We start from the raw sequence: 13,102 nt of genomic DNA on the forward strand, positions 1-13,102 counted from the left end.
CTAGAGCGGCACCCGGACCTGCTGCAGCACCGAGCGGACGATGCCGTCCGCGTCGACGCCCTCGAGTTCGGCCTCGGGGCGTAGCTGCAGGCGGTGCCGCAGCACGGGCAGGGCCATGGCCTGGACGTGGTCGGGCGTGACGTGGTCGAAGCCGGTCAGCCACGCCCACGCCTTCGAGGCGGCGAGCAGGGCCGTGGACCCGCGGGGGCTCACGCCGATCTTCACCGACGGGCTCTCGCGTGTGGCCCGGGCCAGGTCGACCATGTAGGCGAGCACGTCGGGGGAGGCACCGACGCGGGCCACCTCGGCCTGTGCGCGGGCGAGGTCGTCGGGGCCGAGCACCGGGGTGACGCCGGCGGCCCGCAGGTCGCGGGGTGAGAAGCCCGCGGCGTGGCGGTTCAGCACCTCGACCTCGGCCTCGCGCGGCGGCAGGTCGAGGGTGAGCTTCATCAGGAACCGGTCGAGCTGGGCCTCGGGCAGCGTGTAGGTGCCCTCGTACTCGACGGGGTTCATGGTCGCCGCGACCAGGAACGGCGTCGGCAGTGCGCGACTGACCCCGTCGACCGAGACCTGGCGCTCCTCCATGGCCTCGAGCAGCGCGGACTGCGTCTTGGGCGGTGTGCGGTTGATCTCGTCGGCGAGCAGGACGTTGGTGAACACCGGGCCGGCGCGGAACTCGAACTCGCCCGACTTCGCGTCGTACACGAGCGACCCGGTGATGTCTCCGGGCATCAGGTCGGGCGTGAACTGCACCCGTGCGGTGTCGAGCGACAGCGAGTGGCTGAGTGCGCGCACGAGCAGGGTCTTGGCCACGCCGGGGACGCCCTCGAGCAGGGCGTGCCCCTGCGCCAGCAGGGTGACGATCAGGCCCGTCACGGCGCCGTCCTGGGCCACGACGGCCTTCCCGACCTCGGTTCGGACTCGGGCGAAGGTCTGCTGCAGTTCTGAGCTCATCTGGTGGTCACTTCCGGGGTGGGGATCGATGCGGGGACGGACGGACGAGGCCCAGGAGGCGCGGGTCGGGTCACGACGGAGCCACCGCCCGTCGCACCTCGCGCTCGAGGTCGAGCAGGCTGTCGCTCAGCGAGACGAGCTCGCGGTCGTCGGCCGGGTCGGCGTCCACGAGCACGTACCGCAGGCCCCGCGGGTCGGCCGAGGTGAGCGCGGCCACCCGGGCGACGACCTCGTCGACCGAGGCGGTCGACGACAGGCCCGTCGTTCGCGCGAGTCGCCCGAACGTGCCGATGCGGAGCTGGTCGAGGGCGTGGCGGCGCTGCCCGGACCGTTCGTAGAGCCGGGCGCGACCCTCGGTGGTCTCGGACGCCTTGACGGTCACCGGCAGTCGCTCGACGACGAGGGCACCGAGGCGTCGACCCCGCCACACCATGGCGGCCACTCCGGCCAGGAGCAGGACCGCCAGCGAGGGCGTCACCCACGGAGGCGTGAGCGTGGCGAGCGTGCCCTGGCCCTCGGGCAGGTCGCCGGCCGAGGGCAGGTACCAGGTCAGCTCGGATGACCCGCCGAGCAGGGCGAGTGCGAAGGCCGCGTCGTCGTCCGTCGCGATGGCGCCGTTGGTCAACGCGCCCGTGGCACCCAGGACGGACACCTTCGTGCCACCGTCGTCGAGCTCGACGAGACCGTAACCGTCGTCGGACGGGAGGCAACGGACGGCACCCGGGGCGTCGACGGCGTAGGCGACACCCGCGACGTCGACCCGGGACGCCTGTCCGAGGGCCGGCGACGTGCAGGCGGGCGCGGCCGTGCCGTCCTCGACCGGGGCGGCCGTCGAGACGCCCGGGGCCACGCTGTCGAGTGCGGCGGACCCGGGGGAGAGGAGCACGAGGTTCGAGGTCGCCGTCGCGAGGCGCCGCCACTGGTCGCCGACCAGGAACCCGGAGGCGTCGTCGACGAGGAGCGTGCCGTCGCCGGCCTCGAGCCGGTCGAGGGTGTCGCCGAGGGTGGTCGTCACGGTCACGTCGACGCCCTGCCGGCCGAGCACCTCCACCAGTGCCTTCGCCCCACCGGGGGCGGCGTTCGCGGGGCCGAGGGCGCGCCCCTCGCCCGAGCCCGAGCCGACGAGGAGTGTGGCCGCGACGCCGAGCGCCAGGACGAGGGCGAGGGCTGCCCAGAACCGGGCACGTCGGAGCATCGCCGTGACGGTGGGGGTCGAGACCGTGCCGGTCTCGGCGGAGGGCGCGGTGACGGTCACGCGTCCACCCGCCGGGACGAGGCCACACGCCGGTCGAGCTCGACGACGGCCTGGTAGGCCTCGTCGGTGCCGGGGCGGTCGAGGTAGCGGACGCCGTCGAAGGCGGTGGCGGCGTCGGCGAACCCGGCCCGGAGGTCGGGGAAGACGTCGCCCGCCCGGCGGGCCACGTCGCGGGCGGTGGTGCCGGGGGAGACCGCGACGTCGCCCCGCTCGGCCAGCGAGCGGGCGATCGCCCGGAAGGCCTCGGCGACGGCGAGCGTCAGGTCGCCCCGGGAGGCGGCCTCGCGGGCCGCGGCACGCATGGCATCGCTGTCACGGACGTCGTCGTCGCCGAAGAGGACGAGGTCACGGGCGGACCGTCGGTTGAGCCGCGGCACCCCGTAGACGAGCAGCACGACCACGACGACGACCACGACGACTGCGAGCAGCACGATCGCCGCGACCGCCGGCGCCCCCTCCGTCCCCCCGAACCGGATGGAACCGAGCCAGTCCCAGAACGCCTGCGCCGCGCGGTCGAGCCAGGACGGTTGCGCCGCCACGTACTCGGGCCCGGTGAGCTCGCGCAGGACCTCGCGCCGGGCGTCGTCGGCGTCGGGGGTCAGCGGGGGCCCCGCGGCGAAGGGCAGGGGACTCACCAGCGGGGTGCTCCCGGGTGCGTCGTCGGGGCGAGCGGGGCCTCGGGCGTGCGGTACGGATCGGGTTGCCCCTCGGTCGACCGGCCCCCGCGCTCGACGTAGCGGACGAGTTCGAGGTCGAGCCCCTCGGTGCGGATGCGCCGGTCGACGTAGACGAGACCGGCCGACGCCGCCTGGAGGACGGAGCCGATCGCGCCGATGACCGCCGTGATGCCCAGGGTCACCGCGTAGGTGCCCGCCGTCAGGGCGAGGAAGGTCGGATCGGTGACGTCGCCCGTCGGCGCGAGCGTGCTGGTCAGGACGCTGAACAGCACCGAGAAGGGCGTCGCGACGACCTGCGAGGCGACCTGGATCATGAGGAACACCAGTGCGATCACGCCGAAGGTCCGCCAGAAGGAGGCGCGGGTCAGCGCCCATGAGCGCCTCACCGCCGCGCCGAGCGTCATCCGCTCGAGCATGATCGCGCTCGGAACGAGGCAGGTCTTGACGGTCAGCCACACGCCGAGCACGAGGAGGCCCAGCCCGAGCAGGACCCCGACCCCGACGCCGACGGCGATGCTCGGGCCCGAACCGAGGGCCACGCCCACGACGACGACGCCCGCCACGAGGGCCAGCGCCACGACGTAGGCGGCGGTCAGCAGGGCGGACCAGCCCACGAGCGTCCCCAGACGGCCCTTGGCCAGCGCCCAGAGGCCGCCGAGTCGGAGCTTCTCCCCGAGCGTCTGACGAGCGGTCTCGAGCACGAAGAGCCCCTGGAGCAGGGCCGTGACGATCACCTGCAGGGCGATCGGCACGAGAGCCGACGCGGCCACGATGGCGACGGCGCCGGCCAGCACCGCGTCACGGTCGCGGGGCAGGGCCTGTTCGACCCGTCCGAAGGCGAGGAAGGCGCTGCCGCCGGTGATCGCCACGGTCACCACGAGCAGGACGACCTGCGACAACAGGGCCGTGCCGAACGTGGTGCGCGGATTGCGGCGGAAGACCTGGAACGAGGCGCCCAGGATCTCGCCGAAGGTCAGGGGACGCAGCGGCACGAGGCCGGGTCTCGGCGGCGGGGCCCAGCCAGGGGCCGGCGGCGGGGTGGACCCGCCCGGGGGCGCCACGGGCACGGATGCGGGCCCGGCGGGGACGGAGCCGTCGGACGACGGGTCGACGCGCTCGCCCCAGCGCGGCGGGGACGTGTCGCCCCCCGGTGTGCTCCAGGTGTTCGGATCGGTCATGGTCCCCCTGGTCGTCCTGACCGTGAGGTCGTCCTCACGGGTGTGTTCATGTTTCCACACCGGACCGGGCGCTGCCAGCCGATGCGCGCCTCCTGCACTAATCTGTCCTGACGTGCCGCCTCCCGAGCGGCCCAGCCCAGACGGAGAACATGAACCCGCGCATCCTCGTGGTCGACGACGACCCGGCGCTCGCCGAGATGATCGGCATCGTCCTACGCGCCGACGAGTTCGACCCCCACTTCTGCGGCGACGGCGCGGGCGCCCTCGAGGCCTTCCACGAGGCCTCACCCGACCTCGTCCTGCTCGACCTGATGCTGCCGGGCCTCGACGGCATCGAGGTCTGTCGCCTCATCCGTGCCGAGAGCGGTGTGCCGATCATCATGCTGACCGCCAAGGGCGACACCGCCGACGTGGTCCGGGGTCTCGAGAGCGGGGCCGACGACTACGTCGTCAAGCCGTTCAACCCGAAAGAGCTCGTCGCGCGCATCCGCACCCGGCTGCGCCCGGCCACCGAGCCGACCAACGACGTGCTCACGGTGGGCGACCTGCGCCTCGACGTCGCGGCACACGAGGTGCGACGCGGTGACACGCCGATCGCCCTGACCCCGCTCGAGTTCGAGCTGCTGCTCGCGCTCGCCTCGAAGCCGCAACAGGTCTTCACGCGCGAGATGCTGCTCGAGCAGGTGTGGGGCTACCACTACAAAGCCGACACCCGGCTGGTGAACGTCCACGTGCAGCGGCTGCGCGCGAAGGTGGAGCACGACCCCGACGCGCCCCGCATCGTCACGACCGTGCGCGGCGTCGGGTACCGCGCCGGCGCGGGTTCGTAGCCCGGTCGGGTGGCGCTCGTGTCGACGGTCGCGGGGCCCGACCAGGGCGGGCCCGCCCGGTCGGGCGGGCCGTGGTCGTGGCGCGCGCCGGCCTGGCGCACGTGGCCGACCCGTGTGGTCGGGTTCTGGCGGTCGTCGTTGTCGTTCCGCACCGTCGCGCTCACGGTGGTGCTGTCGACCGTCGCCGTCACCGTCATCGGCACGCTCATCTCGGTGACCATCGGCACGAGCCTCTACGACCAACGCCGAGAGCAGGTCGAGGCCGAGAGCGTGCGGGCCACGCTGCTGGCGCAGAACATCTTCGACTCGGCCACGGCCACCGAGGACGCCAACCAGGTCGAGCTCGACGCCCTGCAGAACGAGGCCCAGACCGCCATCCTGGGCTCGACCTCGAGTCCGGGCGGAACGAGCATCGCCATCCTCCGGACCCCGGGGCAGAACAGTCCGCAGACCATCCAGAACATCGCCAGCCCCGACTTCCCGGACTCCGTGATCTCGCCGGCCCTCCGCGAGGCGGTGGCGGCGGACGACGGTCGCCTCTCGATGCAGTCGGTGTCGCTGCCCCCGACGTCGCTGGGCGGCGGCTCGCCGGGCATCGCCGTCGGCTCGACCCTGCAGGTACCCACCGCGGGCCAGTACGAGCTCTACCTCGTCTACGACCTCAGCGACGCGCAGGCCACGCTCGACCTGATGCAGCGGACGCTCGGCATCGGCTCGCTCGCTCTCGTGCTGTTGATCGGTGCGATCACCTACCTCGTCGTCCGTCTGGTCGTGGGTCCCATCCGCACGGCGGCCGAGACCAGTCAGAAGATCGCGGCCGGACATCTGGAAGAACGCATTCCCGAGAAGGGGCAGGACGTCGTGGCCACGCTCGGGCGCTCGTTCAACGGGATGGCCGACGCCATGCAGCGCCAGATCTCGCAACTGGCCGAACTGTCGCGCGTCCAACAACGCTTCGTCAGCGACGTCTCGCACGAACTGCGCACGCCGCTCACCACGATCCGTCTGGCCGGTGACGTGCTCTACGACCAGCGCACCTCGTTCACGCCCTCGGCCGCCCGCACGGCCGAGCTGCTGCACACCCAGGTCGACCGGTTCGAGCTCCTGCTCGCCGACCTGCTCGAGATCTCGCGGTTCGACGCGGGTGCCGTCGAACTCGAGACCGAGCCCGTCACGGTCGTGCGTCTCGTCGAGGACGGCGTCGACGAGTTCGGTCCCCTCGCCGCCGAATCCGGCAGCGTCGTGTCGGTCGTCGCCCGGGGTGGGTACTTCGAGGCCGAGATCGACCCGCGACGGCTGCGCCGCATCCTGCGCAATCTGCTGGGCAACGCGATCGAGCACGGCGAGGGTCGGCCGATCGAGGTCGAGGTCGACAGCGACGCCACGGCCGTCGCGGTGGCCGTGCGCGACAACGGCGTGGGCATGAGCCCCGCCGACGCCGCACGGGTGTTCGACCGGTTCTGGCGGGCCGACCCCTCCCGCAAGCGCACGATCGGGGGCACGGGGCTGGGCCTGGCGATCAGCCTCGAGGACGCGGCCCTGCACGGCGGCCGGCTCGAGGTCTGGTCCGAGCCGGGGTCGGGCAGCCGGTTCGTCGTCACCCTGCCCCGCGTGGCAGGCGGTCGCATCGAGGGGTCGCCCCTGCCGGTCGTGCCGCCGGACCGCCGGGGCGAGACGACCGTCCCGGTGACGGGCGAACCGTGGTCGGGTTCGGTCCCGGCCGTCGAGGCGCCGGGTTCGTCGACCCTGTCGTCGTCGCAGAGGGGAGTCGACGATGACTGAACGGCGACGGAACGCGTGGGGCCGTCGGTCGGCGGTGCTGGCGGCCCTCGTGACCGCCGCGATCGCCCTGACCGGGTGCGTGGGCATCCCCGACGGCGGTCAGGTGCAGCGAGGCGACACCGTGAGCGACGACGTGGTGAGCGACTTCGTCTTCCGGCCCAACGGTCCCGTCGCCGGCAGCTCGCAAGAAAGGCTCCTGCGGGACTTCCTCTCGGCGGGCACCGGGTCCCAGGACAACTACGGGGTGGCGCGTCAGTTCCTCAGTGCCGGCTTCGCCGACGAGTGGGAACCGCGGGCCAGCGTCACCATCCGCCCCGGGGTCGGGTCGACCTCGCGGGTCGGCGGGTCGACGCTCGACTACGCCTTCGTGGGCTCGGCGACGGTCGACTCGGCGGGGCACTACACCCCGGCCACGTCGTCGACGACGACGTCCCTGGCGTTCTCGTTCGTCCGCGAGGGCGGCGAGTGGCGCATCAGCGACGCCCCCGACGGCATCATCCTCTCGCCGGCCACCTTCGACTCGGTCTTCCGGTCGCACGCCGCCTACTTCTACGACCCCACGTTCACCTATCTCGTGCCGGACGAACGGTGGTTCCTCGCCCGGTCGTCGACGAGCACGCGCCTCGCGACGGCGCTGCTCGACGGGCCGTCGGACTGGCTGCAGGGCGCCGTGGTCTCGGCCTTCCCCGAAGGGACCCAGCTGTCGCTGACGGCCATCACCGTGGACGACGGGACGGCCCGTGTCGACCTCACCGCCGACGCCCTCGAGGCGACGCCCGACGCCCGGGCCCGGATGCAGGCCCAGCTGCTGGCGAGCTTCTCGACCCTCGCGACCGTGACGGCCGTCGAGCTCAGCGTCGAGGGTGCCCCGCTGTCGGTGCCGGCCATGCAGCAGCCCGTGCCGGTGCGTGACCCCGCGGTCGACGCCCGGCCCCTCGTGCTGACCGAGGGCGTGCTCGGATTCGCCACCACGAGTGCCACGAGCCGGCTCCCGGGGCTCTCGGACGCGGTCGAGGCCCTCCGGCCCCGGTCGGTCGAGCTGTCGGCGGACCAGACGAGCGCCGCCGTCGGCACCTCGTCGGGCACGTACGCCGTCACGGCCTCGGGAGGAGCCCGGCTGGTCGACGCCCGGACCGGACTGGTCGCCCCCTCGCTCGACGACGCGGGCTTCGTCTGGTCGGTCGTCGCCGACGACCCGTCGAGTCTCACCGCGTACGCGCTCGACGGCACGCCCCACCCGGTGGTGGCGTCGCTGCCGGCGGGTCCGAGCGTCACGACGTTCCGCATCTCGCGCGACGGCACCCGCGCGTTGCTGTTGCTCGACGACCAGGGCGAGTCGCGCCTCCTCGTGGCCGCCGTCGTGCGGGACGCCGACGGGGTCCCGCTCCGGCTGGGCCAGCCCCTCGAGCTGTCGGCTCCGGACGGCGCGCCCGTCGACGCGACCTGGGCCGATCAACTGACCGTCGCCGTCCTGACCTCCGTCGGCGAGTCGTCGCGCGTGACGATGTCCGAGGTCGGCGGGGACTCGTCGAGCGCCGGCCGCCCGTCCGGCGAGGCGGTCGCGATCGTCGGCGGCAACGGTTTCGACCGTCTGCTGCTGCTGGGTGCCGACGGCGACGTGCTCGAACCCCGGGGCAGCAGCTGGCAGGCGACGGGGCTGACGGCCGACCTGGTGGCGACACAGCGCTGACACCCGGGGAAGGACTCCTCCCCAGGACGGGCCGCCGGACGGCCGTCCACCACGGACGACGGAGGCACGGTGTACGCGCCCGGGGGAGTCCACGCTGTCGGCATGCCCCGGCCCTCGCGTCCCCGTCCGGTCCACGTCGTGCGGGACGCCCTCGCGCGGGCCGGCCGCGAGGCGCTGTCCGTCGTGTCACCCGTCTCGTGCGCGGGGTGCCGGAGGGCCGACGTCGGTCTGTGCGACGACTGCCGGCGTCGACTCGTCCCCGAGGTCGTCCGGGTCGACCTGCCCGACGGGCTCCCGGTCTTCGCCGGACTCGTCTACGCCTTCGAGGCGCGGGGTGTCGTGCTGGCCTTCAAGAACGGCGGTCGGGTGCGCCTGGCCGAGGTGCTCGCCCCGGCCCTCGCCGCCGCCCTCGAGTGCTGTGCCCGCCACGCGACGGCCGAGGGTGCACCCGCCGTCGACGGGGGCCCGGGCGATCGGCCGCTGCTGGTCGTCGCGGTGCCGTCGTCGCGACGGGGGCGGCGTCGGCGGGGCTACGACCCGGTCGACGTCGTGCTGCGCCGGCTCGGCCTCGTGGCCGGCACCCGCCTCCTCGTGCCGACGGCGCGGGCCGGCGGCGGCCAGAAGGGCCGCGACCGGCAGCAGCGTCTCAGCGGACGCGAGGGCAGTCTGCGCGTCACCCGCGATCTCTCGGGGTCGCGTGTCGTCCTCGTCGACGACGTCGTGACGACCGGCGGCACCCTCCAGGAGGCGCGGCGCGCGCTGGCCGCCCGGGGCGCGGTCGTGGTCGGTGCGGCCTGTCTCGCCGCCACCCCGTTGCGGTCGAGCCGAGGTGGCCCCTGAGCGAACGGTGAACGGTGCGTGACACGGGGGTGTCCGGGTGGCTACGGTGGGGCGAAAGGCGTGAAAGGACATCCGCCTGGCTGACAGGCGGCACGTCGATAGCCACAGGAGGTCGTCATGGAAATTTCCGTCACGGGTCGAAACGTCGGCATCACCGATCGTTTCCGCGAGTACGCCACCGAGAAGGCAGACAAGGTCGCCGCGCTGGCCACGAAGGCCCTGGCCCTCGAGGTCAAGGTGTCGCGGCATCACGAGAAGTCCGGCGGGCAGGCGGGCGACGACCGGGTGGAGATCACCCTGATCGGCCCCGGCCCCCTCGTGCGGGCCGAGTCCACGGCCGCCGACAAGTACGCGGCGTTCGATCTCGCGATCGGTCGCCTCCTCGAACGGGTGCGCCGGGCGAAGGACCGGCAGAAGATCCATCGTGGGCAACACCGACCGACGTCCCTGCGCGAGGCCGCCACGGCCGACTTCAGCGGTGTCGGCGTCACGCCCGCAGCGGCCGAGACGCTCGACCAGGTCCGCACCGGGGCCGTGACGGTGGTGGGCGACGAGGCCCCCGACGACGAGCTCGACGAGGACTACTGCCCCGTGGTCATCCGCGAGAAGGTCTTCGCGTCGACGCCCATGTCGGTCGACGACGCGCTCTACTACATGGAGCTCGTCGGTCACGACTTCTACCTCTTCATCGACGCCGAGACCGAGCGCCCGAGCGTCGTGTACCGGCGCAAGGGCTGGGACTACGGCGTGATCGGGCTCGACCAGGACTCGCCCGACCTCCAAGAGACCGCGACGGCGCTGCGGGCGGGCCTGGTGAACTGACCCCCGAGGCATCCGGCGGCCGACACCCCGGGAGGCGCGGGCACGTCCCTGCCGCCTCCCAGGGGGTCGGCCACTACGCTTGCTAAGATCGTGGGCCGGTCCAGGACGGACCGTCGACACCTCGGTGCTCCGATGCGGATCACCTCAGCGAGACCGCGGAGCGTTCCGCGGGTTCGACCGAACACATGGGAGCACACCAGTGGCCAACGTCCTCGAGAAGGTCCTCCGCGTCGGCGAGGGCCGCACGCTGCGCAAGCTGAAGGCCTACGCCAAGGCGGTCAACGAGCTCGAGGACGACTTCACGACCCTCACCGACGACGAGCTGCGCAACGAGACGGTCGAGCTGCGCGAGCGCTACGCCTCGGGTGAGTCCCTCGACGACCTGCTGCCCGAGGCCTTCGCCGCCGTCCGTGAGGCGTCGAAGCGCACCCTGGGACTGCGCCACTTCGACGTGCAGCTGATGGGTGGCGCGGCGCTGCACCTCGGCAACATCGCCGAGATGAAGACCGGTGAGGGCAAGACCCTCGTCGCCACCACGGCGGCGTACCTGAACGCCATCGCCTCCCGCGGCGTGCACGTCATCACGGTCAACGACTTCCTCGCGAGCTACCAGTCCGAGCTGATGGGGCGCGTGTTCCGTGCACTCGGCATGACGACCGGCTGCATCCTGTCGGGTCAGACCCCGGCCGAGCGTCGCGAGATGTACGCCGCCGACATCACCTACGGCACCAACAACGAGTTCGGGTTCGACTACCTCCGCGACAACATGGCCTGGCAGGCGCAGGACATGGTGCAGCGAGGCCACTTCTTCGCGATCGTCGACGAGGTCGACTCGATCCTCATCGACGAGGCCCGCACGCCGCTCATCATCTCGGGTCCCTCGTCCGGCGAGGCCAACCGCTGGTTCACCGAGTTCGCCACCATCGCCCGGCGTCTCGTGTCGGGTACCGACTACGAGGTCGACGAGAAGAAGCGCACCGTGGGCGTGCTCGAGCCCGGCATCGAGAAGGTCGAGGACTACCTCGGCATCGACAACCTGTACGAGTCGGCGAACACCCCGCTCATCTCGTTCCTCAACAACGCGATCAAGGCCGACGCCCTGTTCAAGCGTGACAAGGACTACGTGGTCATCAACGGCGAGGTGCTGATCGTCGACGAGCACACCGGCCGCATCCTCAGCGGGCGCCGCTACAACGAGGGCATCCACCAGGCCATCGAGGCGAAGGAGGGCGTGTCGGTCAAGGCCGAGAACCAGACCCTCGCGACGGTCACGCTGCAGAACTACTTCCGCCTGTACAAGAAGCTCTCCGGCATGACCGGCACGGCCGAGACCGAGGCCGCCGAGTTCATGAGCACCTACAAGCTCGGGGTCGTGCCCATCCCGACCAACCGGCCGATGCAGCGCATCGACCAGACCGACCTCGTCTACAAGAACGAGACGAGCAAGTTCGACCAGGTCGTGGAAGACATCGTCGAGCGGCACGAGAAGGGTCAGCCCGTGCTGGTCGGCACGACCAGCGTCGAGAAGAGCGAGTACCTCTCCCGACTGCTCGCCAAGAAGGGCGTCAAGCACGAGGTTCTGAACGCCAAGAACCACGCTCGAGAGGCGGCCATCGTGGCCCAGGCCGGTCGTGCCGGTGCCGTGACCGTCGCCACCAACATGGCCGGTCGCGGTACCGACATCATGCTCGGCGGCAACGCCGAGTTCCTCGCCGTCGCCGAGATGAACGCCAAGGGGCTCAGCCCGGTGGACACCCCCGACGAGTACGAGGCCGCGTGGGACGACGTCTTCGCCGCCCAGAAGGCCGCCGTGCAAGAAGAGGCCGAGAAGGTCGTCGAGGCGGGCGGGTTGTACGTCCTCGGCACCGAGCGTCACGAGTCCCGTCGCATCGACAACCAGCTGCGCGGTCGGTCGGGTCGTCAGGGTGACCCCGGCGAGAGCCGTTTCTACCTGTCGTTGACCGACGACCTGATGCGCCTGTTCAACTCGGGTGCCGCCGAATCCCTCATGGGCCGCGGCAACGTGCCCGACGACCTCGCGATCGAGAACAAGATCGTCGGGCGGGCCATCCGCTCCGCTCAGTCGCAGGTCGAGTCGCGCAACGCCGAGATCCGCAAGAACGTGCTGAAGTACGACGACGTCCTCAACCGTCAGCGCGAGGCCATCTACGGTGACCGTCGACACATCCTCGAGGGCGACGATCTGAAGGATCGCAGCCAGAAGTTCCTCGAGGACGTCGTCAACGAGGTCATCGACCAGCACACGGGTGACGGCAGTCCCGACGACTGGGACCTCGACGCCCTCTGGACCGAACTGGGCACCCTGTACCCGATCTCGATCACCATCGACGAGGTCATCACCGAGGCCGGCTCGAAGGGCAAGGCGACCCGGGCGTTCCTCGGTCAAGAGATCCTCTCCGACGCCAAGGTCGCCTACGACGCGCGCACCGAGACCCTCGGCGAGCCCGCCATGCGCGAGCTCGAGCGTCGAGTCGTGCTGTCGGTCATCGACCGTCGCTGGCGGGACCACCTGTACGAGATGGACTACCTGAAGGACGGCATCGGTCTCCGGGCCATGGCCCAGCGCGATCCGCTCGTCGAGTACCAGCGCGAGGGCTACGCGCTCTTCCAGAGCATGATGGGGCAGATCCGCGAAGAGACCGTGGGCTTCCTCTTCAACCTCGAGGTCGAGGTACAGGGCCAGGTCGGTGCCGCCGAGGCGCCGGTCATCGCGGCCAAGGGGCTCGAGGCCGAGAAGCAGCCGCAGGCGCAGCTCGCCTACTCTGCTCCCAACATCGACGGCGAGGTCGAGGTGCGCAACCAGCGCGGTCAGCTCGAGAAGGGCGCGACCGCCAAGGCACAGAAGGCCCAAGACGAGGCTGAGCGCTCCGAATCGCCCGAGATCGCCGCGGCACGGGCTGCCGGCGGCCCGGCTGCCCGTCAGACGGATGACGGCAAGGTCGGCGCCTTCGGCCAGAAGACCGGTGGCTCCGAGGCGCCGGTCAACCGGGCTGAGCGTCGGGCGTCCGGCAAGAAGACCCGCTGATCACCTCGTCCGACCGACGATCGATGCG

The 13,102-nt window shown here is 71.9% G+C and carries 10 protein-coding genes; 6 read left to right on the plus strand and 4 right to left on the minus strand.

The features are described from left to right. The 4 genes from IFT88_RS07135 to IFT88_RS07150 all read right to left on the minus strand — a co-directional run bounded on the left by IFT88_RS07135 (position 1) and on the right by IFT88_RS07150 (position 4,064). Positions 1-954, minus strand: a complete 954-nt coding sequence (locus IFT88_RS07135; RefSeq protein WP_043594313.1) for an AAA family ATPase — start codon at positions 952-954, stop codon at positions 1-3. Between the two features lie 70 nt (positions 955-1,024). Then, positions 1,025-2,209: a DUF4350 domain-containing protein gene (locus tag IFT88_RS07140; RefSeq protein WP_192119725.1), complete on the minus strand. Its 1,185-nt coding sequence runs from the start codon at positions 2,207-2,209 to the stop codon at positions 1,025-1,027. Further along, entirely contained in the window at positions 2,206-2,844 is a 639-nt protein-coding gene (locus IFT88_RS07145; RefSeq protein WP_192119727.1) for a DUF4129 domain-containing protein, read from the minus strand. Before IFT88_RS07145 ends, IFT88_RS07140 begins: the two co-directional genes overlap by 4 nt. After that, a complete protein-coding gene (locus IFT88_RS07150) occupies positions 2,841-4,064 on the minus strand; it encodes a hypothetical protein (protein WP_192119729.1) in 1,224 nt (407 codons plus the stop codon). Before IFT88_RS07150 ends, IFT88_RS07145 begins: the two co-directional genes overlap by 4 nt. A 149-nt stretch (positions 4,065-4,213) precedes the next feature. On the opposite strand from IFT88_RS07150, the gene mtrA reads away from it, so the two are divergent. The 6 genes from mtrA (at position 4,214) to secA (ending at position 13,074) form a co-directional block, all read left to right on the plus strand. Beyond that, complete coding sequence (gene mtrA / locus IFT88_RS07155) at positions 4,214-4,894, plus strand: MtrAB system response regulator MtrA (RefSeq protein ID WP_043594311.1); 681 nt, start codon at positions 4,214-4,216, stop codon at positions 4,892-4,894. 18 nt (positions 4,895-4,912) lie between these two features. Continuing rightward, positions 4,913-6,676: an MtrAB system histidine kinase MtrB gene (gene mtrB / locus IFT88_RS07160; protein ID WP_192120171.1), complete on the plus strand. Its 1,764-nt coding sequence runs from the start codon at positions 4,913-4,915 to the stop codon at positions 6,674-6,676. Continuing rightward, positions 6,669-8,366, plus strand: coding sequence for an LpqB family beta-propeller domain-containing protein (locus IFT88_RS07165; RefSeq protein WP_192119731.1), 1,698 nt, complete (start codon positions 6,669-6,671; stop codon positions 8,364-8,366). The genes mtrB and IFT88_RS07165 overlap by 8 nt, the downstream gene beginning before the upstream one ends. Before the next feature lie 102 nt (positions 8,367-8,468). Beyond that, positions 8,469-9,206, plus strand: coding sequence for a phosphoribosyltransferase family protein (locus tag IFT88_RS07170; protein ID WP_137846606.1), 738 nt, complete (start codon positions 8,469-8,471; stop codon positions 9,204-9,206). A gap of 117 nt (positions 9,207-9,323) precedes the next feature. Next, a complete protein-coding gene (gene hpf, locus IFT88_RS07175; RefSeq protein WP_056225716.1) occupies positions 9,324-10,028 on the plus strand; it encodes a ribosome hibernation-promoting factor, HPF/YfiA family in 705 nt (234 codons plus the stop codon). Between the two features lie 199 nt (positions 10,029-10,227). Then, positions 10,228-13,074 carry a preprotein translocase subunit SecA gene (secA, locus tag IFT88_RS07180; protein ID WP_192119740.1) on the plus strand — a complete coding sequence of 949 codons (2,847 nt, stop codon included), beginning with the start codon at positions 10,228-10,230 and terminating at the stop codon, positions 13,072-13,074. The last annotated feature ends 28 nt before the right edge of the window (positions 13,075-13,102 follow it).

This window comes from Frigoribacterium sp. CFBP 8751 (genome assembly GCF_014841545.1).
Lineage (GTDB): Bacteria > Actinomycetota > Actinomycetes > Actinomycetales > Microbacteriaceae > Frigoribacterium.